The organism is Hymenobacter sp. (assembly GCF_036387835.1).
In the GTDB taxonomy this organism is placed as follows: Bacteria; Bacteroidota; Bacteroidia; order Cytophagales; family Hymenobacteraceae; genus Hymenobacter.
The window spans coordinates 1-25,118 of sequence record NZ_DASVSY010000119.1 but is presented as its reverse complement, the minus strand read 5'-3'; the positions used below and the strand labels follow the sequence as shown (position 1 = coordinate 25,118).

Sequence of the window (25,118 nt, the reverse complement as noted above, 5' to 3'; positions counted from 1 at the left end):
TTTCGTTGCTTATTACTTCAACGTTTTCAAACGTGCCAATGTTCCCTAACAGTAGCTATAGCGGGTTGAATCTATTAAAATTATTCCGAGAAAATTATCTTCTTATTTAAGAATCTAATTACCTTCCCCGACCATACAAACTCAACAATGAACCGAACTCTGCTCCTTTTTCTCAGTTTACTGGGTTTTACTGCTTGCACAGCAGCCAAAGAAAACACCAGCAGCACGAACAGCAACAAGACCCCAGTGGCACACAATACAATCGTTGATTGTGTGCTCTATGACGGCATGACCAAAGAGTCAGCTCAGTTGGCCAACCTCACCCCTGGCTCCGAAGTGCAGGTGACGGATACGGTAGACGTCTACTTCGTGAAAGCCCGCGTAACCAAAGACGGCAAAACGGTCAGCGGGTACATGTACCGCACCTGCTTCCCGCAGCCATAGTTTTAGTGCCTCCTGCTTGGTTGTTAGTGCGTAGGAAAACTTGTTGCTTCCAGGAAAAAAGGAAAGCCGATTTCATCAGAAATCGGCTTTCCTTTTCAACTAAAAATCAAATCGAAGTAGCGCATTAAGCATTAGTACGAAGGGCCTTTGTCGGTTTCCACGAGCTTCTCTTCGGCGTCGGCGTACTCTTCCACCGAGGTGCAAGAGCAGATAAGGTTCCGGTCACCGTAGGCCGAGTCGATGCGAGAAACGCTGGGCCAGAACTTGGCGGCGCGCACGTAGTCGGTGGGGTACACGGCCTGCTCGCGGGTATAAGGACGAGTCCACTCCTCCGTGAGGACGACAGCGGCCGTGTGCGGGGCGTGCTTGAGCAGGTTGTCTTTGGCATCGGCGCGGCCGGCTTCCACTTCCGCAATTTCCTTGCGGATGCAGATCATGGCTTCGATGAAGCGGTCCAGTTCTTCTTTGCTTTCCGACTCCGTGGGCTCTACCATCAGCGTACCCGCTACCGGGAACGACACGGTTGGGGCGTGGAAGCCATAGTCCATGAGGCGCTTGGCTATGTCTTCCACCTCGATACCCGCTTTCTTGAACTGTCGGCAGTCCAGAATCATTTCGTGGGCGCAGCGGCCGTTGGCACCAGTGTACAGCACAGGGTAGTGCTCTTCCAGCTTGGCCTTGATGTAGTTGGCGTTCAGGATAGCTATGCGAGTAGCTTCCGTTAACCCTGCACCGCCCATCATGCTGATGTAGGCATAAGAAATGGGCAGAATGCTGGCCGAACCCCACGGAGCCGACGATACCGCGCCACCGGTGCGGCCATCGGCATCCACTACCACGTGGCCCGACAGGTAAGGAGCCAAGTCGGCTACTACGCCAATGGGGCCTACGCCAGGACCACCACCGCCGTGCGGGATGCAGAACGTTTTGTGCAGGTTCAGGTGGCACACATCGGCCCCGATGGTAGCGGGGGAGGTGAGGCCCACCTGGGCGTTCATGTTGGCGCCGTCCATGTACACGCGGCCGCCGTGCTGGTGAATGGTTTCGCAGATGTCGATGATGGTTTCCTCGTACACGCCGTGCGTGCTGGGGTAGGTCACCATCAGGCAGCTCAGCTTGTCGGCGTACTGCGCGGCTTTGGCTTTCAGGTCGGCCACGTCGATTTCACCTGCCTCGCTGCTCTTCACCACCACTACCTGCATGCCCGCCATTACGGCCGAGGCCGGGTTAGTACCGTGGGCAGAAGCCGGAATCAGAGCAATGTTGCGGTGCTGGTCGCCGCGGGCATCGTGGTAGCCTTTGATGGCCAACAGGCCGGCGTACTCACCCTGCGCGCCCGAGTTGGGCTGCAAGCTCATGGCCGCAAAGCCAGTTACCTCGCACAACCATTGCTCCAGGTCCCGGAAGATCTGGGTGTAGCCTTTGGCTTGCTCGCGCGGGGCGAACGGGTGCAGCCCCCCGATTTCCGGCCAGGTCACCGGAATCATTTCGGCGGTGGCGTTCAGCTTCATGGTGCACGAGCCCAGCGGAATCATGGAGTGCGCCAAGCTCAGGTCCTTGTTTTCGAGGTGCTTCATGTAGCGCAGCATCTCGTGTTCGGCGTGGTGCGTGTTGAAGATCGGGTGCGTCAGGTACGGGCTGGTACGCAGCAGCGCCTCGGGCCAGTTCACTGAAATTTCGGCGGGCAAAGCCACCGGCTTCACTTCCTTGCCGAGCACCTTGGCAAACACGGCCACGATGTCAGCTACATCCTCGATTTCGGTGTTCTGATGCAGCGAAATGCCTACGCGGGGCGTGCCATGCTCCTCGAAGTAGCGGAAGTTGATGCCCGCGGCTTCGGCTTCTTTCCGAATAGCCGCTTGTAGCTCCGGGCTTTCCAGCTTGATGTCGAGAGTATCGAAGTAGAACTCGTTGCGCTGATCAAGACCTAAGGCCTTCAGCTCCTGCTCCAGCACCTGCGAGAGGGCATGCACATTGGTAGCAAACTGCTTGATGCGCTGCGGCCCATGGTACACGGCATACATGCCCGCCAGCACCGACAGCAGCACTTGCGCGGTGCAGATGTTGCTGGTAGCTTTTTCGCGGCGGATGTGCTGCTCGCGAGTTTGCAGGGCCATACGGTAGGCCTTGTTGCCGGCCGCATCAATGCTTTGCCCAATAATACGGCCCGGAATTACGCGCTTGAACTGGTCTTTGGTCGACAGGAAGCCGGCGTGCGGTCCACCGTAGCCCATCGGCACCCCGAAACGCTGAGAGTTGCCTACGCAGGCGTCGGCACCCATCTCGCCGGGAGGCGTGAGCAGCGTGAGCGACAGCAAATCGGTAGCCACGGTCACAAACAGGTTGCTGTCGTGGGCTTTCGAGATGAAGTCGGTGTAGTCGTAGACGGCGCCGTCGGCGGCGGGGTATTGCAGGATGGCACCAAACAAACTCTCGTCGGTGAGGTCGGCAGTGCGGTGGTCACCAACTACCAGCTCGATGCCGAGCGGCGTAGCGCGGGTGCGCAGCACGTCAATGGTTTGGGGCAGCACCTGCTCCGACACGAAGTAGCGGGTGGCGTTCTTCTTCTTGGTGAGCGAGTGGAACATGTGCAGCGTTTCGGCGGCGGCGGTACCTTCGTCGAGCAAGCTGGCGTTGGCAATTTCCAAACCCGTCAGGTCAATTATCATCGTTTGATAATTGATGAGGGCTTCGAGGCGGCCTTGCGCAATTTCGGCCTGGTAAGGCGTGTACGCCGTGTACCAGCCCGGATTCTCCATAATGTTGCGCTGGATAACGCCCGGCAGTTGGGTGTCATGATAGCCCAACCCGATATAGTTCTTGAAGATGCGGTTCTGGCTGGCAATGCCTTTAAACTTCGCCAAAAAGGCCCGCTCCGTAAGGGCTGCAGGCAAGTTGAGCGGCTGCTTCAGGCGGATAGCGGCCGGTACGGTTTCGTCGATGAGCTGGTCAAGCGAATCGACCCCGATGGCGCGCAGCATGTCGGCCACGGCGGCGGAATCAGGTCCGTTATGACGGTCAATGAATACGTCGGCGGCCTTGGGTTGGAGCAACATACAGAATATTGAGTAGTAGAATGAAGGTATCAGGACAGACCCTAACAAAGGTAACTTGAAAAAAGTAACCCGAATTGCCTGCTTCCTAAATCCATCAGTCTGCTAAAAGTTTGAGGCGACACAACGAAATTGTTTCGTTGTGTCGCCCCGCCCCTGTTTAGCTTGAAAAGCCGCTGTACTTGTTGCTGTAAACTGTCATGCTGACAACAGAAAGCATCCTGCTAGTGAGGCAGATACTAGCACAACCTCAGCACGCGCGATGCTTCCTGTCGTCAGCATGACAGTTTACTTACTGCTTGAGCACTTTCACGGTGGTTTGTTCGCCTTTGGCGTTGCGCACACGCACCATGTACAATCCTGGCTTCAGGTCGAGGCCGCCGTTGAAGTCGTCGCGCCGTTCGCCTTGCTCCACTACTTGGCCGGCCACGTTGTAAATTATGTAGGTGAACTGCCCGGCCGATTGAATGTGGATGGTGCTGGTGGTTGGGTTCGGATACACCGCCACCCCAATCCGGCCAGGGTTGCCGTTGTGGGTGCCGAGCGGGCCGTTGTTGGTGCTGTCGGCCAGCACGATGTTGGGCGTGGGCGCCGGCGCCATGCCGGTGCCGAGGTAGAAACTCGTATGCGGGGGCTGGTTGTAGGCCGAATTCTCGTGAGCCACGGCTAGCCGGTACTGCGAGTCGTGCATGAGCGTGTAGATGCGCTCGGTGGTAGGCGCGGTGGTGGAGTACAGCAGCAGGCTCTGGTTGTCGCGCGAGCGTAGCAGGATTTCTTCCCGCCAATCGCCCAAGATGTCGGCCGTGACGCAGGGGTTGGCTTTGGTGCCATTGATGGTTTGACCGTCGCCATTCTCAGGCAAGCTCGGGGTAAGCAGGCGGGCCAGACTGTTGGTAGCGGGGTTCCATTTTTCCAGCCGCACGGTGCTGGAGTTGCTGGTCGAGTTGTACGCCGCATCCAGCAGTTCGCGTGACAAGTCACCGTCCCACCACACGGCAAAGTTGACGGTAGGCTTGGCGGTTCCGATCTGCACACCCGTGCAAGTGTACAGTCCTCCTACTGAACCCCACATTTCGTAGCCGCGGTGGTTGGGGTCTACGTCGGCAGCCAGGCCGCGCCCCACGTCGCCGGTAGCGGGCACGCCCCATAGCGGCTGGCCGGTGAGGGCGTCGCGGCACTCAAGGCCATACTGGCCGTACCGGGCCGGCTCCTCGTGAGGCTGCCATACCTCCTGGCCGGGCCGGTCGGGGTTCATGTCGCTCATGTGCAGGGCGTCGCCGTGCCCGAGGCCATTGGCGTATAGCCCGGTGCCATTGTCGCGGATGGCGCTGGCGCCGTTCACCACTTCGTCGCGGCCGTTGCCATCCACGTCGCCCACGGTAAGCTGGTGGTTGCCCATGCCCGCGTAAGCACCGTTGCCGGGCGCATCGCTGTCGAAGATCCAGCGCTGGGTGAGCTGACCGTTGCGCCAGTCCCAGGCCACGCGCACCAGCCGGGTATAGTAGCCGCGGCCCATAATTAGGCTCGGCCGCACGCCATCGAGGTAGGCTACCGTTGAAATAAAGCGGTCTACGCGGTTGCCGTAGTTGTCGCCCCACGAGGTTACCGCGCCGCGGGCCGGCAAGTAGGGGGTGGTGGCCATGGCCGCACCCGTGCGGCCGTTGAAAACAGTCAGGAACTCGGGGCCCGCCAGCACGTAGCCAGCCGAGTTGCGGTAGTCGGCATTGGCATCTCCAATAACCACCCCGCGGCCATCGACGGTGCCATCGGCCGTTTTGCAGGCCACTTCGGCTTTGCCATCACTATCAAGGTCGTACACCATGAGCTGCGTGTAGTGGGCCCCGGCCCGGATGTTGCGGCCCAGGTCGATGCGCCACAAACGGGTGCCGTTGAGCTTGTACGCGTCCACGATAACATTGCCGGTATAGCCGGATTGCGAGTTGTCTTTCGAGTTCGAGGGGTCCCACTTCACCACGATTTCGTACTGCCCGTCGCCGTCCAGGTCTCCTACACTGCAGTCATTAGCCGAGTAGGTGTACGCGGAGTTTCCGGGCGAAGTACCGCCCGCCGGAACCTGCAGCGGGATTCGGAGGTACTGTTGCTGCCATACGCTGGCCGCGGGCGAAGCCGCTTGTTCAACGCCGTTGAGCACTGGCCGCACCACGTAGGTGGCGTTGGCGTCGGTATTGTCGATGAGGTTGGTTGCGCCCGTGATGGGCGTGGCGTTGAGGCGGGTAGTGCCCCGGTACACGTTGAAGGCAAGGCCGCTGGGGTCGGTGCCAAACAGGCGCCATCCCACAAATACGGTGTTGGCGCCGGTCCGAACCGCTACTACGCCCCGGTCGAGCTTTTCCATGCGCCGTTGGGCGTGCGTGGTGCTAGCGCTCAACAGCAGAACAGCCAGCAAAAGAAATTGGCCGGCAGCGGCGCACAGCCAGCGTAGTCTTGCCTGGTGCGGGAGGCTGGAAATGGGGGGCAAGTAAGTCGTCTGAATCATAGGGTGAGAAGGGATGAAGGATAGGAACGTTGCTAGCGTCAAGCTAGCAGGTGCCTTTACCGCAACCGTCCTGTGCTCTACTGGCTAAGGCGCTATCCCATAATCATGTACGTCGAAAAAAAGAGTAGCCGCAATGGGGGTTGTGCTGTCTAAAGCTCAGCGGCCAAAACGAGGTGAACAAGCCAGATCGTGGGTGTTGTAGCGTCTGAAGCGTGGCAGCCACAGAACGTGGGCGAGTCCGGCCGCAGCCCAACGAAAACCAATAGATTTGGGGCGAATTCCCACCCCACCCAAGTGCCCTATATGAACCCCATTACCATCGGTCTGATCTGCGAAGGCAAGACCCCGCCCGACAAGCGGGTGCCCCTCACGCCCAAGAAATGTGTGGAAGCAGAAGCGCAGTATCCGGGCTTGCGCATTGTGGTGCAGGAGAGCCCGCACCGCTGCTTTTCCGACCAGGAGTACCGCGACTTAGGCATAACCGTACAGGCGGAGGTTGCGGACTGTGACATCCTGATGGGCGTTAAAGAAGTGCCGGTCAGCCAGCTACTTCCCAACAAAACCTACCTGTTCTTCTCGCACACGGTAAAAAAGCAGCCCGCCAACCGGGACCTGCTGCGGGCGGTGCTGCGTCACAACATCACGCTGGTTGATTACGAGTTGATGACCAACCAGGAAGGCGGGGAGCGGATTGTGGCGTTTGGCCGCTGGGCCGGCATCGTGGGTGCCTACAACGGGCTGCTAACCTACGGCCGCAAGCACGGCCTGTATCAGCTCAAGCCGGCCTATGAATGCATCGACATGGAGGATATGCAGGAAGAGTTCTTCAAGGTAAAGCGGCTGCCGCCCATCAAAATGGTAGTAACGGGCTCGGGCCGCGTGGCGCAAGGCGCGCTGGAAGTGCTCGATTTGATGGGCCTGAAGCGGGTAAGCGTCTATGATTACTTGTACCACGACTTCAACGAGCCAGTGTACACCCAGCTAGGCAGCTCCGACTACAACCGTCGCCGCGACGGCCGCGTGTGGGACACCCCCGACTTTCACCGCAATCCGCACGAATACGAGTCCACCTTCGGCGCCTTTCTGCCGGTAACAGACCTACTAATTGCCTGCGCCTATTGGCACCCGGCCGCCCCCCGCCTCTTCACCGAGCAAGACACCCAACGCCCCGACTTCCGCATCAATACCATTGCCGACGTAACCTGCGACGTAAACGGCTCGGTGCCCACCACCAAGCGCAGCAGCTCCATTCCGGAGCCCGCCTTCGACTACAACTGCCGTACCGGTGAGTTGGAACCTGCCTACTCCAATCCGTCCAACATCACCATCATGGCTGTCGACAACTTGCCTTGCGAATTGCCCCGCAACGCCAGCCGCGACTTCAGCCGCCAGCTGCTCGACAACGTGCTGCCTCATTTGTTAGGTAAGCCCGGCCAGGATGAGGTAGTAGAACGAGCCACTATTGCGCGTAATGGTCAACTACTGCCGCGCTACAACTACCTACAGGATTACGTGGCCGAGCAGCTGCCGGCCTAGCCAGTTCCGCCGGCACAAGAGCAGGCGAAAACAACCAAGTATCCTGTTTCAACTGTCACCGATACCCCTCTATGAAGCCATTCGTGAAAATAGAAGAGCATGGGCGCTCTGGCTCCATTATGTATACCAGCGAGGCGGGTACCATTACGGTTATCTACGAGTTCGGTGGGGGCGACTGCGTGGCCATCATCTACATTCCAGAAGGCGAGGAATGGGTTGAAAGTACCACCCTACCACTGGATCAGCCCAACATGGTGGTGAACTACATTGCCAACTATAGTATTCAGCACAAAGCCAAGCATTGTCGGGCCGAACTGCAGGGTGCCTTCTTGTACCTGATGCAACTGAACACCAAACCAGCATGAGTGAGGTGCCTATAAAGCAGCTACTATTTCCCACTCATACCTTCACTTACACACCACGCAGGACCGGGTAGCGGGCCTGCACTAGCATATAGAGGCCGTACGCCATCAGGCCAAGCGCCACAATGCCCAACACCGCAGGACCCATAGTGGCCAGCAAGTCGAAGGCTTCGTCGGTGGTGCCGGCAGCCGAAGCGCTGGACTGCCGACCGGCTTGCACGAAGAAGTAACCGATGATGGCCATTACAACGCCACGCGCCGTGTACCCAACCTGGCCGGTGCGGTACACAATGTTCTGCTGATTAGCCGGCAAGTCGCTGGCATTTACGTGCTTGTGAAACTTGCCGGAATAGGCGTTGATAATCTGGTAGATGCCTGCGCCAATAATGGCTAAGCCTACCGCCATGATTATCCAGTTGCCGCCAGGCCAGCTTAGCACTTTGGCGATGAGGGTTTGTTGACTGTTGCTGCCACCGCTGGCACTACCGCTCCAGGCTAGCTGGGCGGCAAACCAAGCCAAGCTAGCGTAGAGCAGGCCACTGCCCGCGTACCCAAGACGCCGCCCTATGCCTTTGGCACCCGAGCCCTTGTTCTCGGTGTCGCGCACGGCCTGCACAAAGCGCCAGATGATGTAGCCGAGCAGCCCAAAAGCAATAAAGCCGAGCAGTACCGGGCCGCCTGGCAAGTCTTGCAGGGTTTGAACCGCTTGTTTTTTATCGGCTGTTTGACCGCCGCGCTGGCCCGTGGCCGCCAGTAGCGCCAGAATGCCCATCAGCAAGTACACGAGACCTTTAGCCGCAAAGCCGAAGCGCGCCAACGCCCGAATACCCGCAGAAGGCGAGGAAGGAACAGCAGAGGAAAGAGTGTTGGCTACAGTCATAGTACGAAGTCCTAGTGGTGGGTAAGACCTGCGTACGTAGAAAGCTACGCTTAAGGTTAAACAGCAGGCCGCGGTTGGGTTGGCAAGCCGGTGCCACGACTTAGTGGCCCCATCGGCCGATAGATACTCGCCCCCCGTTGCAGTAAGGGCAGATTCATTGGCAAATCAAGCGTGAAAATGGGTTTGCCTTGCGCCCCCGGACTCGCTAGCAGCCGGTCGATGTTGCCTCCGGCCGTCATGTAAGGCACAAAAAACTGATCAGCTAAATCAGCCACCAATAAGTTGCGTATTTCCGCTGTTTCGTCGGTAACGGTACGCAGCGTTCTTTCGAAAGGAGTAAGGAACAACAAGCGGCCAGCCTCAATCTCGGTTCCGTACTCGAAACGTAGATTAGGCTGGATACCACGACCTAATGCGTATATAATGGGCTGTTGCGGGCCTTGCAGCAAGTAGCGGAACACAGCCTGTTCGAGCTTGGAATGGAACCCCGACAAGATGCAGTTATGTGCATAGCGTTGCTCAAGGGCCCAAACGTAAGTTGGCCGCTCAATGGCTTCCGGGTATTGACGAGAGCAGAAGAAAGCAGTTTTCGGCTGCCGTATCAGAGCCGGATTACCCAGGGTGCGTAGTTCCTCTGGATTAATGCTCATATTAATGGGGCACTGAAAGCAATTTTGTTAAAGGTAGGTAGATAATAATAATTATAATGCATATACGAAAAATTATGTACTAACGCAGTGTTGTAAACAACAATTTGCATGTTGGTATAATTGATCTTGGTTTTAAAGCAAATGCCTCAGACGTTGCTGTCCGAGGCATTTTAACTTATAATACTAATGCTTTCAGCACCTAAAAAGTGCGTTTAAACCAAGCTTTGATATCATCAACAGCTTCGCCCGTTTTATGTTGCAAACTGCCGAACCATTCGTCTTGTTTGCCTTCCTCGTAAGAGAGGTCATCATCGGTGAGGTTGCCCCATTTCTGCTTGGCTTGGCCTTTGATTTCGTTCCAATTGCCGCGAGCACGCAGTTCGGTGCTGTCGTCGATGCCGTTGTTGTTAGCGTCCATGATAGGTAGGTGGGTATTAGTGGAGGATAAGGGGTATACGGTTCAGTTACAAGCTCGACTGATAAAGCCCGAAAATTATGTTGTATTCAGTTACTAAGACTTGGTTACTAGGTAACAGCAGGTCCATTAAATAAACTACTGCAAAGGAGTTCCTGCCTGCTTGAATTTCGCGCGCAAGCAGGTTTCTTTAGGTTGCTGTTTTCTTGACGTTATGCTGCTGGTTTCAAGCAGTTAGCTTCGTCCTTTATTTAACTTTATCTCCGCTATTACTATGGATGATTTGCGTACCACCCTGGCTACTTTCTCGCCCGAGGACCGCAAGGATTTCGCCCAGTTTATTCAGCGCCAAAAGCGCAAGCAAAAAGGCCGCATGGACCTGCGCCTCTACGAGCTGCTGCTGCACCCCAAAGAATACACCACGCCCCAGCTGCTGACCCGCCTCTACCCCGACGAGCCCAACGCCACGGCCTATTACGCGCTGCGCAAGCGCCTACTGCGCCACCTCACCGATTACCTGCTGCTGCGCCAGCGCCAGCACGACCTCACGGCGGCCTCTTCCGTGAGGGGGTTACTTACTTTGGCCCAGTACCTGTTTGAGGTGGGAGTACCGCGCCTGGCTTGGTCTACGCTACGCAAAGCCGAAAAGCTAGCCCGCCTCAACGAGCAATACGAGTTGCTCAATACCGTCTACAATCTCCAGATTGCCCAGGCCGGTAGCGAGTTTGCCGATCCACTGGAAGAAATCATCCGCTGCCGCCACCTCAATAAGAAAGCGGCCGATGAAGAAGAGCGCGCCGGTATAGTCGACAGCCTGATCCGGCAGCGCCTGCGCCAAGCCCGCGTGAAAGGCCGCGCCGGCGAAGCCTTCGATGGTATTTTGCAGGATGTGCTGCGCGAATATGATTTGCAGGAAGCCTTTGCGCGCCGCCCGGCCGTACTCTACCGCCTCATGTCGATTGCCCGCAACGCCATGCTCGTGCGCCGCGACTTTGCCTCGTTCGCGCCGTTTGTGCTGCGGTGCTATCACCTCATGGAAAAGCGCCACGGTTTCCAACCCGCGCACCGCTACTACCAAGTAGGTTTGCTTTACATGATTGCGCACGCCCTCTACCGGGTACGGCGTTTCGAGGAGTCGGTGCGGTATCTGCAGTTGCTGCGAGGGGCGCTGGCCGAGGAAGGCGGCGCCAGCTACCAGGCCGAGTGGTTGCCACGCTACACGTTTCTGCTGGCCGCTAACTATGCCTTTCTGCGTCGCAATGCCGAAAGCATTCAACTGCTGGAATCAGCCCTGCGCTCGTCCGCCAACACCCTCTCGCCCCGCGACCAGCTCACAGCTCGGCTCGGGCTAGCCTTTCACTACTTCGCAGAAGGCAAATTCAGCAAAACCAACCAAACCCTCATCAGCATTGGCCGCTCCGACCACTGGTGCGAGCAGGAAATGGGTTTGGAGTGGCTTATCAACAAGAACATCGGTGAAATGCTGGCCCAATTTGAAATGGGCAACTCCGATTTGGCTTTGAACCGCCTGCGGTCCATTGAGCGGCTGCTACGCGAGCGAAGTGGTGTAGAGGACGGCGGCCCGTACGCCTACGTGCTTAGCTACCTAACGCTAGTGCGCGAGCTAATTGACAATCCGGAGGCTACGCAGCATCCCTCGTTCGCCCAGCGGGTCGACGATATGCCCCAATCGTTGCCCCTGCAACGCGAAGACTTGCAGGCCATGAGCTTCTACGCCTGGCTGCAAGCCCGCATAATGCGCCGGCCCTACTACGAGGTGCTACTAGAGGTGGCCGATATTTCAGCAGAAACCGAGCTAAACAAGTAAGGCCACCGCCGATAGCTTTAAGCACCGGCTTGAACGCTAAATGCCGCACAACAAAGCCAGCCTACTGCTTGGTTTTGCTGTGCGGCTTCGGGCGGGCTGGAGCTTCTATTCTTCCCGGTTCTCCTTATCAACGTCAGCTTTGGCATCGGCCGCTACTTTGTCGAGCTTCGCGTTGACTTTGTCGGCGGCGGCTTTGGTTTTGGCAGCTACTTTTTCAGCAGCGGCATCTAGTTTCCGACCGGCTTTGTCGACAGCTTTATCGATGGCTGCGCCTGCCTTTTCAGCGGCCACTTCAGTGTTGGCGGCGGCTTTGTTTACTGCGGCTCCGGTGGCGTCAGCGGCATTACTGGCTTCCAGTTCAACAGGGTCGCCGGTTTTTTCGGCGGCGGCCCCGGTGTTATTGGCGGCGGCTTCAGCATTCTCTTTGCCGGTTTCGGTGCAGGAGATAGCAGCGAAAGCAACAGCTACAAACAAAATTTTAACGGACAGCTTCATGAAATATGAAAGTAAAGAGCGGTTGAAAACTTGTTTTTTTGACTGCGCGCTCAACAAAAGGTAACCCAACAGTACTGTAGCGGTTAAGTGAAACTCTTTGAAAGAGGAAGACCCCGTAAAGTGAGATAATAGAACATTCTAGCTTATTTGTCTCACTTCCTTTTCCGCTTTCTGATGCAGCAACAAAGCTGATAGCCGTAAAGCCGTACCTGATCTTGAGAACTGCCTGAACTCAACTTTTCGCGACGGGAGTAAGTATAGGAAAGCAAGGTTTTTCGCTTACTGACTATTATCATCATGGACTCCACTGCTTCCACCCCCCAGACGCCCGCTACACCCAATGTGCCGCTCGACGTCACCGATCAGCAGAATACTGCCTTGCTCGAAGACACGCTCAATCTGCTCAATGCTGGCGTTCCTGATAAGCGCGACCAGCACGGCCTAGCCGAAATAGAGCGCTGGGAAGCGGTACTGCAAGCTTCCGAACGGCCCGGCCTAGCCAAGATAATCCAGGAACTCGCCATTTTGCGCGGACAGTTAACGGCTTCCGACACCGAAACGCATGACTTGGCAGAAACCATAGCCACGTTAGGCGCCGAAACGGCCAAGGTAGCCGACGACCCCAACGCCGACTACTCAGCTCCTCTTGGCCACCTAAGCAAGGTGCTCATTAAGGTGGGTTCTTCACTTTCGCGCTAAGCAAGTAACGCGGAAGCCACAGAAAGTCTGTTCCGCGACGAGCGAAGCATGTATTCGGCACTGCATGAATGCGTCTGAATTTGCTACACGCGTCACAGAACAGGTTTCTTGTGGCTCCTTATAGCTTCCATGCTACAAACTCCCGAGACAACAAAAGCGCCCCGGCCAGTCAGCCGGGGCGCTTTTGTTTAGGTTGCTTCAAAAGCTCGCTTCGAGTTTAGCTAACCACTGCTTGCTTGGAATTAGCATCAGCAGGTTTTACTCTGCTTGATTAGTGGGCTACCTTTGCGGGCCCTTATGGCGGCCCGCTTATGTCTGATTCTCCTGCCCTCGACGATTTCACTTTCTACTACCCGTTCGACGGCATGCGCTTCGGGCCGGAACAGTGCTTTTTGTGCGGCACGCCTACCACGCCCGCCGACTTTGTGCCCGTCTTCGCCGAGTGGCTGATGACGCGCTACGACCTGCACCATCGGCAAATCAAGCTGCTCGACCTCAGCATCGTAACGTATCAGGATCTGCGGATTCCTTGCTGCCCACGCTGCCGCACGCAGCACGTTGAGCCTCTGGAAGAGCAGGTGAAAGAAGCTGCTAGCCAAGGAGTTAAGGCGCTAAGGGGTTTAGACGACAAAACTCTGTACCTGTGGCTCGGCAAGATGTTCTACGGGGTACTGGTAAAGGAACTGCTGAATGAGCTAGAGCCGCTGGCGGTGCCACAGTATCCGCTGGCCGAAAATGCCCGGATGCTGCGTCGCTTTCAGGCGTTCTTCCAGTGTTTCCAGGCCCTGCGCGTACCCATCGAATTCGAGGATTTCACTCCTGCCTCCGTGTTCGTGCTTGAAGTCGATCCAACGCAGGACGCCATGCCCTTCGAATACGACGACGATCTAAGCACTCTGACCTTCAGCATCAAGCTCGACAACACAGTTATAACCGCCTGCCTTGTCGACAATGGCATTATCGGGCAGGCTATGCGCCGGGTGTACCAGGATGCCACAAGGCCCTTGCACCCAGTGCAAGTAGCTGAGTTTAAGGCACGAGTGTACTACGCCGCTTACATTCTAAATGTAGTGCCCGATTATTTTCCGCGCACACGGCAGCCTGGTGCCACGCACATCGTCATGGATACGCTCATCGACGACATTACCAGCGACATTTTCAACCCTTGGGAAAATGCAGCATACGGACAATCGTTGCTGGAAATGTGGAAACGGTGGAATATTCCGCTGGCCGAAATCATGCAGGATCCTGAGTTGCCGCTTTCCTTCCTATATGAAGCGGATGGCGAACCCCGACAGCTAACGCGCTATCCAGAGGAAAACACAAAAAAGTAAAAGGAGGGAGGCAAGCGGCGGCTAGCTAGCCTGCCATATTGGTTTAGGAGTCAGCTTGCTAAGCTTGATTTTGCTCCAGCGGCCTTCGAGGCCTGATTTGCATTCCCGTTCGTTCACCAGCACATCCACGCAGTGGCGGTGGCGGCGGTTCATCGTGTCGTGGATTATATAGTCGCCATCAAGGGCTTCAGAGATACCCCGGACCCGTACTTTCTCACCGTAGCGGAAGGGGCCGCCCCAGTCTTTCAGTAAGTCGCGGGAAACGGCCAGCCAGCGGGTGCGGCTCGAATGGCGGGTTGGGATGATGGATCCATCAGCGGTTTCCATCGGGGCGCTATCAGTCTGACCTAGCTCAGGCCAGTAAGTGGTTGCCGTAACAGTGTACGACAGAGTTTTGGGGAGTATTCTAGCGGCCGGTATGGGTACGGCAACAGCCACCGGACGGGGGCTAAGACTAGCCACAGTGGAGGGCAGAGCTAGCGCGGGGGACGAAATAGTGCGGGGCGGGAAGAGGAAGGTTAGAAGGAATAACGCAATGGACATGACTTTTGGGTTCGTGTACTCTCGCTTCGCCCGGAGAGGGTGGACAGCCGGCCCGACTCGGCTTCAGGGACGGGCATAACTCCTTTCGAATAGAAAAGGTTGCCCCGGTTTTTTATGTTGAAAGCCAAAAGGCCAAAACAAGCATGTTAAGCAGGAAAATCGGATAAAAATTATAAAAGATAGGATTTAGCGACACTTACCCGGTAAGAGGCGCCAAAGATACGGCAAAATTCATGACGAACTGTCAATGATATTCTATCAAACCTGTCAGTTGGTGTAGTACTGCCTCAACCTTTACCAATCTTAGCAGTAAAGAAGAAAGATCTCGGAGAGTAGCTATTGGCCCATTATTAAGCAGGAAAGCTACCAGATGTGGGTAACTGAATGGTCAACTTAAGGAGTCAGTAGTATTCGATTACTTCAACTGTTTCAAGCTTAAATCCATGGATTATTTTTTCGGTTTCTCTACCTCAAGGCCAGTAGCCTTGCCCGTTGCTTTGCTTGCTGTTGGGCTAGTTAGCAGTTGCTCATCGCCGTCTAACACGGCCAACCAAGCCGGCATTACCACCTCAACTGATTCTACTACCACGGATGCGCCGCAAGCACCTGCCAATTCGCCATTGCAGGTGGTAGCCGCGTTTCGCGAACCGCAGATTGTGGGGGTTGCTGTGCTGCCCGACGGCCGGGTGTTCGGCGACTTTCCGCGTTGGGACAATAACCCGGTTAATCCGGTAGCTGAAATTGGTACGGACGGTTCTGTAAAGCCCTACCCGGATGCCAGCTGGTGCACTTGGAACGAAACCGTGCGTAACGAGCCGCAAAAGCACTGGATTTGCCCACAAAGTGTCTACGCCGACAAATCGGGCATGCTGTGGGTGCTCGACCCGGCCTCGCCCAACATAAAAGGCACCGTAGTAGGCGGCCCCAAACTGGTTAAGATTGATCCGAAGACCAATAAGGTAACCCAAAACATCAGCTTCCCCGAAAGTGTAGCCGCCCGTAAGTCCTACCTCAACGACGTTCGGATTGACACCGAGCGTAACTACGCCTACATCACCGAATCTGGCATCGGGGCCCTGGTAGTAGTGGATCTGAAATCGGGGAAGGCCCGCAAGGTGCTGGAGAAGCATCCGTCTATGCTCGGCGATACTACGCTGAATATCAAGGCCGATGGTCACGAGATGGTAGACCCAACCGGTAAGAAGGCGCGTTTCAACGCCGACGGTATTGCGCTAAGCCAGGATTTCCAATACCTCTATTGGAAACCCCTAACCAGCTACACGCTGTACCGCATCAAAACGGAAGCGTTGCGCAACCCGGCGCTAACGGATGCCCAACTCGGCCAGCAGATAGAAGACCTAGGCAAAGTGCCCGCTTGCGACGGTATGGAGATTGACGCCCAAAACAACCTCTACATGACGGCCTTTGAAAACCATTCGATTGTGCGTCGTACGCCCGCTGGCAAAATCGAGCCCGTAGTGCAGGACCCGCGCCTCGAATGGCCCGATACGTTTGCCTTTGGCCCCGAGGGGATGCTCTACGTTACCAATTCGGCCATACACAAAACGGCAACCTGGAATAAAGGCATCGGTCGGCAAGATCAGCCGTACCACATCTTCAAAATGAAAATGGCACAGTAGCTTATTTAAGGTCCTTCTTATATGTACTGCCGTGCATTGGTTGGCAATAAAAGCTTGAAGCAAAGCCGTTTTAAGATAAGAGTCCGGTAAGCTACTCCGGAACGGGAACGTCCTGCTTGATCTGGCGTCCGCGTAGCAGGAGGCGTAGCCAACGCAAGCATCTCGCGTGCTGATGCAGGTGATGGTTATCATACTGGCAGACACTTGCGTTGGCTACACCTCAACTTAGCATGACACTACTTTAGTATAAGCATGTATCAACATGCGAGATGCTTCGATTTCGACTGTGTACACAACCGTAAATCGAATTAGTATGCGTCTTACGGTAACAGAAAGCGCTTTCCTTCGTTCAGGAAAAGGGCTTTCTGTTTTATTTTGAATAGATTGGATGGCCTTTTTGTTGAGCCTGTGAGTCTGCTTTGAAAGCAATATGTTGATAGTAAGGCGTATTCGTGTAGTCGAATACAGGTTTTTGCCTCAATGCCAGACTTGTTACCTTTACTCCCGACCCAACAGCTCCCACCGCATGGACGCATATTCTTATATCGCCAACGCCCACGGCGACTACATCGACCAACTCTACCAAGCCTATAAGAACGACCCGCAATCGGTTGACTTTGGCTGGCAGAAATTTTTTGAGGGCTTTGATTTCTCGCAGCAGTACCCCGATGGTGGCGTACCCCAAACTGTGGGAGAGGGCGTGCTCACGCAAATGGCTTCCACCAACGGTACCGAGCAAATTCGCTCCGTTGACACTGTGGCTGCCGACAAGGAAACGCAGGTACGCAATCTGATTCACGCGTACCGCAGCCGGGGCCACTTGCGCGCCAACACCAACCCGGTACGCAAGCGCAAAGACCGCAAAGCCCGCCTCGACCTGGCGGATTTTGGGCTCAGCGAAACCGACCTTGATACCGTATTTAAAAACGGCGAAGTATTGGGGCTAGGAGCCAACACCAAACTACGCGACATCGTAGCGGCACTCGAGAAGGTGTACACGGGCACCATTGGCTTCGAGTACATGTACATCCGCGACCCACAGGTCCTCGACTGGTTCCGCGAAAAAGTAGAGAAAGACTCGCTCAACTTTAACCCGAGCATTGACTACAAAAAGCGCATCCTCAGCAAGTTGAACGAGGCGGTGGTGTTTGAGAACTTCTTGCATACCAAGTTTTTGGGGCAGAAGCGTTTCTCCTTGGAAGGTGGCGAAACCACTATTCCGGCGCTCGATGCCATCATCCAGCGCGGTGCCGAGCTTGGGGTAGAGGAAGTGGTGATTGGCATGGCCCACCGCGGCCGCCTCAACGTGCTGGCCAACATCATGGGCAAGACCTACGAGCAGATCTTCTCGGAATTCGAGGGCACTGCCGTTCCCGACCTGACCATGGGCGACGGCGACGTGAAATACCACATGGGCTACAGCAGCCAGGTGGACGCCGCGGGCCGCACCGTAAACCTGAAGCTGGCCCCTAACCCTTCGCACCTCGAAGCGGTGAACCCAGTGGTGGAAGGCTTCGTGCGCGCTAAGCTCGACCACGGTTATGGCAACGACTACGACAAGATGCTGCCCATCCTGATCCACGGCGACGCGGCGTTGGCTGGCCAAGGCATTGGCTTCGAGGTAACGCAGATGTCGCAGCTGGAAGGCTACAAGACGGGCGGTACGGTACACTTCGTTATCAACAACCAAGTTGGCTTCACCACCGACTTCGAAGACGCCCGCTCGTCTATTTATAGCACCGACCTGGCCAAGATTATCGACGCGCCCGTGATACACGTCAACGGTGACGACCCCGAGGCGGTCGTGTTTGCCGTGCGTTTGGCTACCGAGTACCGGCAGCAGTTCCACGCCGATATCTTTATTGATATGGTGTGCTACCGTCGCCACGGCCACAACGAATCGGACGAGCCGAAGTTCACGCAGCCGACGCTCTACAACATCATCAGCAAGCACCAGAATCCGCGCGAGGTGTACAACACCACGCTGGTACAACGCGGCGACGTAGACGCCGAACTAGCCGCGCAGATGGACAAAGAATTCCGCGAAACCCTCCAGGCCCGCCTGGATCTGGTGAAGCAGAAGCCCCTGCCGTACAACTACCAGGCCCTCGAAAACGAGTGGCGCAGTTTGCGCCGCAGCAAGCCCGAAGACTTCGATAAGTCGCCGGAAACCGGCATCAGCGAGGAAGAGGTGGCGAAAGTAGGCAAGGCCCTTACCACCCTGCCCGAAGGCTTCCGCCCGTTGAAGCAGATTGAAAAGCTGATCGAGGAGCGCAAGAAAATGTTCTTCGAGACGCGGATACTCAATTGGGCCGCGGGCGAGCTGTTGGCTTACGGGTCGTTGCTGGCAGAAAAGCACATTGTGCGCGTGAGCGGCCAGGACGTACAGCGCGGTACGTTCTCGCACCGCCACGCCGTGTTGCACGACGCCGAAACGTCGGCACCCTATAACTCGCTCAATCACATTGGGGAAGGCCAGGAAAAGCTGAATATCTACAACTCGCTGCTAAGCGAGTATGGGGTGCTTGGTTTCGAGTTTGGCTACGCCATGGCCAACCCAACGGCTCTGGTGATATGGGAAGCGCAGTTCGGCGACTTCGCCAACGGTGCCCAAACCATGATCGACCAATTTATTGTGTCGTCGGAAAGCAAGTGGCAGCGCATGAACGGGGTGGTGATGCTGTTGCCCCACGGCTACGAAGGCCAAGGCCCCGAGCACTCCAATGCCCGCCCTGAGCGGTTCTTGCAGCTGGCCGCCGAAAACAACATCGTGGTGGCCAACATGACGACACCGGCCAACTTCTTCCATGCCCTGCGGCGGCAGCTGACGTGGGAGTTCCGCAAGCCGCTGGTGGTGATGTCGCCGAAGTCGATGCTGCGCCACCCGCTGTGCGTGTCGCCGGTAGAAGAGTTTACGAGTGGTGGTTTCCGTGAGGTGCTCGGCGATACGTACGCCGAAGCCAAGAAGGTGAAGCGCGTGCTGCTGTGTTCCGGCAAAGTGTACTTCGACCTCCTGGAAGAGCAGCATACCTCGGGCCGCACTGATGTTGCCATCGTGCGCATGGAGCAGCTGCACCCGTTCCCGAAGAAGCAGCTGGATGCCGAGCTGGCGAAGTATCCGAAGGCGAAGGTGTATTGGGTACAAGAGGAGCCCGAAAACATGGGCTACTGGAATTACCTGTTGCGCTTTATGCGCCGCGAGCTGGAAGACGTTGTTGCGCGTAAGCCCTCGGCATCGCCAGCTACCGGCTACAACAAGGTGCACATCAAAGAGCAGAAGGACCTTGTGGCGCGGGCCTTCGACAAGCCCAAAGAAGCCGTAGCCGATTCCACCATCAAAGAAGCCGTAGCCGTAGCCGACAAAAGCCAGGACGCATAGTAGCACGGTACCTTAGCTGCTAGCAAGGGTACCAGCTCCGCGTTGTTTGCTCTATCGACTTACAATTCAACGAACTGCCGGCTAATTGCTGGCATCACACCCCCTCAACATCCCATCATGGGTCTGGAAATCAAAATCCCCGCAGTTGGCGAATCCATCACCGAAGTAACTATTGCCAAATGGCTGAAGCAGGACGGTGATACAGTGAAGCGCGACGAAGTTATTGCCGAACTTGAATCCGATAAAGCTACGTTCGAGCTACCCGCCGAAACGGATGGTATCCTGAAGATCCGCGTGGCCGAAGGCGAAACTATCGGCATCGGGACAGTTATTGCGGATATTGGGGACAACGGTGCGGCCTCTGATGGTCCGGCCGCCGCCGCTCCGGCGGCAACTCCAGCGGCGCAGCCCGCTCCGGCAGCCCCCGCACAGCCTACCGCGGACCCTGTGTCGCAAGGAGAGCAAAACCCACAGGCCAGCAACCAAAGCGGCTACGGCGGCTCGCAGTCAGGCTCGGCCGACACGCCAACGGCCACGCCAAGTGCTGCGCCAACTCCGGCGGCAGCTCCTGCTTCGGCAGCCAGCACTGGTGGCGCAACGGTGGAAATGAAGATTCCGGCGGTTGGGGAATCCATTACGGAAGTAACCGTATCGAAGTGGCTGAAAGCAGACGGGGCGCAAGTGCAGCGCGACGAAATTATTGCCGAGCTGGAATCAGACAAAGCCACTTTCGAACTGCCCGCTGAGGGTACGGGTATGTTGCGTCACGCCGCCAAGGAAGGCGAAACCATTGGCATTGGTGCTACTGTTGCCCGCATCGAAGGTGGAAGTGGTGTTGCCGCAGCTCCCGCGGCCCCGGCTGCTTCGGCGTCAACTGCTTCGCAGGCAACTCCCGCGGTGGCCGCACCGGCTACTTCGGCTTCCACTTCGAGCTACGCTACGGGTACACCTTCGCCAGCGGCTGGCAAGATTCTCGGGGAGAAAGGTATCAACGCAACTGAGGTGCAGGGTACGGGCCGCGACGGGCGCATTACCAAAGAAGACGCGCAAAACGCGCAAACCCGCCCAGCAGCTCCGGCTCCGGCCGCTGCTCCGCCAACTTCAGCTCCCGCTCCGGCGGCCAAGCCAGTTGAAACGGCTCCGGCAGCTTCTGGCAACCGCAACCAGCGCCGTGAGCGGATGAGCAACTTGCGCAAGACGGTGGCCCGCCGCTTGGTGTCGGTGAAAAACGAAACGGCCATGCTCACTACGTTCAACGAAGTGAACATGCAGCCCATCATGGATTTGCGCACCAAGTTCAAAGACAAGTTCAAGGAGAAAAACGGCGTGGGCCTCGGCTTTATGTCGTTCTTCACCAAGGCCGTGTGCGTGGCGCTAAAGGAATTCCCATCCGTAAATGCGCAGATTGACGGTACTGATATCGTATTCAACGACTTCTGCGACATCAGCATCGCCGTATCGGCCCCGAAAGGATTGGTGGTGCCCGTGATTCGCAACGCCGAGGAGCTATCCTTCGAGGGTATTGAGAAAGAAGTGGTGCGTCTGGCCATGTTGGCCCGCGACAACAAGCTCACCATCGAGCAAATGACCGGCGGTACCTTCACCATCACCAATGGCGGTATTTTCGGTTCGATGATGAGCACGCCTATCATCAACGCGCCTCAGTCGGCCATTTTGGGCATGCACAACATTGTGCAGCGCCCGGTAGCCGAAAACGGCCAGGTAGTTATTCGCCCGATGATGTATTTGGCGCTGAGCTACGACCACCGCATCATCGACGGCCGCGAATCAGTGTCGTTCCTAGTGCGCGTGAAAGAACTGCTCGAAGACCCAACCCGTCTGTTGCTAGGCGTGTAATCTGGCGCGACACGTAGTATCGAAAACAAAAAGGCTCCCTGCGTAATGCGGGGAGCCTTTTTCGTGGGTGGGAATTTGTGCGGGAGGGGGTTGTGGAGGCGTAGTAAGTATCAGCGTGTTTCTATAGAATCGGTAAGAATGAGGTTGCTGCCCACAAGGAGAGTAGTTGTTCAGTTAATCAACGGGAAGTTCCCGGGAGCGAAGTATGCCTAAGCGGGTCGCCAATTGGCGAGCTACCTGCTTGGCTTCTTCGGCTTTGGTGCCAGCAAAATGCTCTTCTACCGTGGTAGAGAACAGTTGAAACCAATGCTCAACGTGGGCCCCGCTACGTGGCAGCACCACTTGCTCGGGCAGCGGTTCGCCGTTGGCCTGACCTTTGCCGAGCAGCGTGCTGCTCCAGTAATGGTACTGCGTGGTAAGATAATGTGGCCAGTGAATACGAGCTGCGGCCCCGAAACTGGCACCTAGCAGTGTATCATTAGTGGCTTTGTAGCATAGCGTATCAACCAGCGTTTTGATATCGCCTTCGGTCTGAATGTCGTGCAAAGTAGCAGAGTTTTTCATGGGCAGAGAAGGATAATTGGGATACCAGATACGTAGCGAATTTACGCAGGTTGCAGTGCTTTCGCTAATAATTCAGTATTGAAATTTTACAATCCAATTCGATATGCCTCCATTTCGTTTAAAGGCATTAAAGTATTAGTATGTTAAAAAAGTATCAGTAGCCTTGGCCTATCCTCGTCAGTCGCAAATAGTCAAGCAAGGCCTCATTCACCTCGTCATTCATGTTCCTGTTAGCCGGTTCTAAGCTGAGCGTTAGGGTGTGATTACCACCTTCTAAGCTCAGCAATAACGGGTTCGTGAAGCCCCAATCCGACCACTCGTCTGCTCCGCGTTGTGGTAGCACTATAGTGCCGAGAACAGAGGAGCTGTTGCGTAAGGTGCGCATAGCACATTTGTTGCTGGTGCTAACTGGGCCGTTGCCATTTGCGTAGCGAAAATCCACTGCGTAGCGCCCAGTGATAGGTACCGTTATGTGGGCCATTACGCGCCGGTTAACCGTGGTGCTGGTTTCCACAAACCCGCTGCCCGTGTAGCCTTGGCAAGACTTGCTTGCGCCAGAAGAGCTGGCTTCCAACTCGAAGGTGTACTGTACCTTCTCGGGTTCAATGGGCAACGGCTCACTGGCAAAACTTTCGAAGCCTAGCGCGTCCAGGGCCATTACCTGATACTCGGTGTATATATTAGGAGTGAGAACTGGCCAACTGTTCTCGGTGGTGCGGCTTACCACCTGACCATTACACAGTAGCCGATAGGCTTCGGCGCCTTCCACCATATTCCACTCCAGGCGCCCGGCGCTGTAGGTTACGGTTGGCATTACCGGTGAAACGTGGTGGGGTACTTTGTTTTGAGTTGCCGGGAGCGGGGTTTCGTTGGTCAGTTCTATATAGATAGAGTGCTGGCCGACAAGGCTGGCGGGTACGGTGGCATTGGGTAATAACTGACCATCAAGAGTAATGGAGCGAATAACGTTGCCGAAGCCTTGCAACTCGATATCCAGCACGGCCTGCCGGTAGCGGAAGTTGGTGAGCTTACGCTGGCCTTGCAGTGCTTGCGGCACGAAGGGCCGGAACGTGAGGCCATCCGTTTGAAAGTCCATACCAAACAAGCCTTTATAGGTTAAGCCTAGCGCCCCCGAAATGCTCCACAGCATGACGCTGCTGTTTACTTGCGTGCCGGCAAAGTCGCCGTTGCTGGCCACGAAGTTTTCCTTGTTGGTTAAGAACAGGGCGGCTGGCCGGGTTATGGCGGCTATGCTTTCCATGAAAGCCGTTTCGTTGCCGGCTTTGGCGGCGGCCAGTCCCCAATAGCTTTGCACAAAGGGCCACACTCCATCATTATGATAAGGCAGCACACCAGGAATCTGCGGGTAGATGCACGGAATACCATAGTCCATGACCGGCGTACGGGCCACCACGGTTTGACTACGGTCCTCGTCGGCTATGTCGAACAGTACAGTCAGCGCCTCACCCAAAGCTTCGGCCCGTGGCGACAGGACTTGGTAGATGCGGCCGTAGCGGTACTGGCCGTAGTAGCCTTGCTCGGGCAGCCATAGGTTCTCGTTGATGCCGCTTTTAATGCGGGCGGCTCTTTCTTGGGCCGCGCGGGCCACTTCCGCGGCGCCGAGCTTACCGGCCATCAAAGCCAGCACCATGTTGGCCTGGAAGTGTGCCGCATTGGTACCAAGGCTTTCCGATTGATAAATATCTGCCGGCTGCATCCACTGCGGGTAGGTTTGCTCGCGCCAATCCAGAAAGGAAGATTCGCCGCGCACTAAGTTGGTCGGCTGGCCCGCTGTCTGGTCAGGACGGTTTTCCTCTACTTCTGGGGAAGAGGACTGTGCGCCCGCGTTGTGGCGGTGGGGAGTATAAGCCACCAGCTCATCGTCTTCGATGGTGTTCTTGATGATGGGGTACACCTGTTCCAGCCAGGCCTCGTCGCCGGTGGTCTTGTAAATCTCCCAAGCCGCCGTAGCCCAAATAACCCGGTCAGTGGAGCACGGGTAGGCGCCCCCGGTGCCGGTATCCTGAACGATGCGACCGTGGGGCGTGACCTTGCTCAGTAAGCTGGTTTTGGCTACTTCAGGCTGCAAGATTGCCTGTGCCAAGATGATGCTGTAGCTGATGTCGCGGGTCCAGACGCCGGCCCACTCCTGCCCGGTGCGAAAGGTGCCATCGGGCTCTACGGCGCGTTTCGCTTCCTCCAGTGCCAGGTTATACAGCGCATCGAGCAGCGGGTACTCGGACATGCACTGCGGAAACTCCGCCGTATTGAGGCGTGGCGTCCATTGGCTAACAGTTGGTTGCGCGGCTATGGGAGGGTTGAGCTGTACGGTTACTTCGTAGATGCCGCTGCCGTCGAAGTCTTTAAGCTCTAGCTGCGGCTGTTGGCTCAGGTTGTCGAAGTCCCAGCACAAGGGCGCCGTGTTGCCGGCCACGAAGATGTGCTTCAGGTCGTCTTTGTACAGATACTCTCCATTATATAAGGTGTAGAAGCCCTGGCTGTCGAATGCCGCCAGCACCGGCCGCATATCCAGCCGGATTTTCAGGGGCGTGTTGGGCGCGAGGTAGGTGCCAACGGGTACCAGAGTACTGTCTCTATAGGGTTGACCGAACCCGATGGCCGGCGTTTCCAATGAAGCACCGTTGGCGTCAGGCACCGCCACAAACAGGTGGTCCTGGCCCGGTGGCATTTCATTGTCGTAGCCATTCAAGCTGAACTTGAAATTTACCTGCGGGCTTAGAAATGCATTGGCTGGGCTTTGGTAGTCGGATGTCAGCTCAGTGCGCGATACCGCCCGCGCCGTGTGTGGGCCCTGCACCAATCTGTCACGGTAAAGCGTGTAAGCTGCTGATTGCCATACAGGCCCAGTAGAAGAGGAAGTAGGTGGTTGAGCCATGCAAGGCAAGATCAGGGTCAATGAGCCTGTAACGCGGAAATCCTGT

18 protein-coding genes are annotated in these 25,118 nt (G+C 56.4%); 9 read left to right on the top strand and 9 right to left on the bottom strand.

Annotated elements, in window-relative coordinates:
* Nucleotides 1-246: 246 nt before the first annotated feature.
* Entirely contained in the window at nucleotides 247-444 is a 198-nt protein-coding gene (locus VF639_RS23500) for a hypothetical protein (RefSeq protein ID WP_331148401.1), read from the top strand.
* A 131-nt stretch (nucleotides 445-575) separates the two neighbouring features.
* Here VF639_RS23500 and gcvP read toward each other — a convergent pair whose 3' ends face one another.
* Together gcvP and VF639_RS23490 are read right to left on the bottom strand one after the other, a co-directional pair.
* On the bottom strand, nucleotides 576-3,500 hold the full coding sequence (gcvP, locus tag VF639_RS23495; RefSeq protein ID WP_331148400.1) for an aminomethyl-transferring glycine dehydrogenase: 2,925 nt from the start codon (nucleotides 3,498-3,500) through the stop codon (nucleotides 576-578).
* Nucleotides 3,501-3,789: 289 nt separating this feature from the next.
* A complete protein-coding gene (locus VF639_RS23490; RefSeq protein ID WP_331148399.1) occupies nucleotides 3,790-5,994 on the bottom strand; it encodes a rhamnogalacturonan lyase family protein in 2,205 nt (734 codons plus the stop codon).
* Nucleotides 5,995-6,297: 303 nt separating this feature from the next.
* Between VF639_RS23490 and VF639_RS23485 the strand changes: the two genes are divergently transcribed.
* The gene (locus VF639_RS23485) at nucleotides 6,298-7,530 is read left to right on the top strand and encodes an NAD(P)-dependent oxidoreductase (RefSeq protein ID WP_331148398.1); all 1,233 of its coding nucleotides are present in this window, start codon (nucleotides 6,298-6,300) and stop codon (nucleotides 7,528-7,530) included.
* A gap of 71 nt (nucleotides 7,531-7,601) precedes the next feature.
* Nucleotides 7,602-7,895 carry a hypothetical protein gene (locus VF639_RS23480; protein ID WP_331148397.1) on the top strand — a complete coding sequence of 98 codons (294 nt, stop codon included), beginning with the start codon at nucleotides 7,602-7,604 and terminating at the stop codon, nucleotides 7,893-7,895.
* A gap of 46 nt (nucleotides 7,896-7,941) precedes the next feature.
* On the opposite strand, the gene VF639_RS23475 is transcribed toward VF639_RS23480, so the two are convergent.
* From VF639_RS23475 to VF639_RS23465, 3 genes are all read right to left on the bottom strand, one after another.
* On the bottom strand, nucleotides 7,942-8,772 hold the full coding sequence (locus VF639_RS23475) for a DUF1206 domain-containing protein (RefSeq protein WP_331148396.1): 831 nt from the start codon (nucleotides 8,770-8,772) through the stop codon (nucleotides 7,942-7,944).
* Nucleotides 8,773-8,828: 56 nt separating this feature from the next.
* Nucleotides 8,829-9,422 carry a hypothetical protein gene (locus VF639_RS23470; protein ID WP_331148395.1) on the bottom strand — a complete coding sequence of 198 codons (594 nt, stop codon included), beginning with the start codon at nucleotides 9,420-9,422 and terminating at the stop codon, nucleotides 8,829-8,831.
* Between the two features lie 199 nt (nucleotides 9,423-9,621).
* Nucleotides 9,622-9,840 carry a CsbD family protein gene (locus tag VF639_RS23465; protein WP_331148394.1) on the bottom strand — a complete coding sequence of 73 codons (219 nt, stop codon included), beginning with the start codon at nucleotides 9,838-9,840 and terminating at the stop codon, nucleotides 9,622-9,624.
* Between the two features lie 271 nt (nucleotides 9,841-10,111).
* Here VF639_RS23465 and VF639_RS23460 point away from each other — a divergent pair, with 271 nt between their 5' ends.
* Entirely contained in the window at nucleotides 10,112-11,665 is a 1,554-nt protein-coding gene (locus VF639_RS23460) for a hypothetical protein (protein WP_331148393.1), read from the top strand.
* Nucleotides 11,666-11,770: 105 nt separating this feature from the next.
* Here the strand turns inward: VF639_RS23460 and VF639_RS23455 are convergent, their stop codons facing one another.
* The gene (locus VF639_RS23455; RefSeq protein WP_331148392.1) at nucleotides 11,771-12,160 is read right to left on the bottom strand and encodes a hypothetical protein; all 390 of its coding nucleotides are present in this window, start codon (nucleotides 12,158-12,160) and stop codon (nucleotides 11,771-11,773) included.
* Between the two features lie 297 nt (nucleotides 12,161-12,457).
* Between VF639_RS23455 and VF639_RS23450 the strand changes: the two genes are divergently transcribed.
* The gene (locus tag VF639_RS23450; protein ID WP_331148391.1) at nucleotides 12,458-12,859 is read left to right on the top strand and encodes a hypothetical protein; all 402 of its coding nucleotides are present in this window, start codon (nucleotides 12,458-12,460) and stop codon (nucleotides 12,857-12,859) included.
* 311 nt (nucleotides 12,860-13,170) lie between these two features.
* Entirely contained in the window at nucleotides 13,171-14,193 is a 1,023-nt protein-coding gene (locus tag VF639_RS23445) for a hypothetical protein (RefSeq protein WP_331148390.1), read from the top strand.
* Between the two features lie 21 nt (nucleotides 14,194-14,214).
* On the opposite strand, the gene VF639_RS23440 is transcribed toward VF639_RS23445, so the two are convergent.
* Nucleotides 14,215-14,736 (bottom strand): RlpA-like double-psi beta-barrel domain-containing protein, encoded by a 522-nt coding sequence (locus VF639_RS23440; protein ID WP_331148389.1) that lies wholly within the window; start codon nucleotides 14,734-14,736, stop codon nucleotides 14,215-14,217.
* A gap of 443 nt (nucleotides 14,737-15,179) precedes the next feature.
* On the opposite strand from VF639_RS23440, the gene VF639_RS23435 reads away from it, so the two are divergent.
* From VF639_RS23435 to odhB, 3 genes are all read left to right on the top strand, one after another.
* Nucleotides 15,180-16,376, top strand: a complete 1,197-nt coding sequence (locus VF639_RS23435; RefSeq protein ID WP_331148388.1) for an SMP-30/gluconolactonase/LRE family protein — start codon at nucleotides 15,180-15,182, stop codon at nucleotides 16,374-16,376.
* A gap of 526 nt (nucleotides 16,377-16,902) precedes the next feature.
* Complete coding sequence (locus VF639_RS23430) at nucleotides 16,903-19,755, top strand: 2-oxoglutarate dehydrogenase E1 component (RefSeq protein ID WP_331148387.1); 2,853 nt, start codon at nucleotides 16,903-16,905, stop codon at nucleotides 19,753-19,755.
* Between the two features lie 117 nt (nucleotides 19,756-19,872).
* Nucleotides 19,873-21,612, top strand: coding sequence for a 2-oxoglutarate dehydrogenase complex dihydrolipoyllysine-residue succinyltransferase (gene odhB, locus VF639_RS23425; RefSeq protein ID WP_331148386.1), 1,740 nt, complete (start codon nucleotides 19,873-19,875; stop codon nucleotides 21,610-21,612).
* A gap of 174 nt (nucleotides 21,613-21,786) precedes the next feature.
* Here odhB and VF639_RS23420 read toward each other — a convergent pair whose 3' ends face one another.
* Together VF639_RS23420 and VF639_RS23415 are read right to left on the bottom strand one after the other, a co-directional pair.
* Nucleotides 21,787-22,176, bottom strand: a complete 390-nt coding sequence (locus tag VF639_RS23420) for a group III truncated hemoglobin (RefSeq protein WP_331148385.1) — start codon at nucleotides 22,174-22,176, stop codon at nucleotides 21,787-21,789.
* Nucleotides 22,177-22,330: 154 nt separating this feature from the next.
* Nucleotides 22,331-25,072: an MGH1-like glycoside hydrolase domain-containing protein gene (locus tag VF639_RS23415; RefSeq protein ID WP_331148384.1), complete on the bottom strand. Its 2,742-nt coding sequence runs from the start codon at nucleotides 25,070-25,072 to the stop codon at nucleotides 22,331-22,333.
* Between the last annotated feature and the right edge of the window lie 46 nt (nucleotides 25,073-25,118).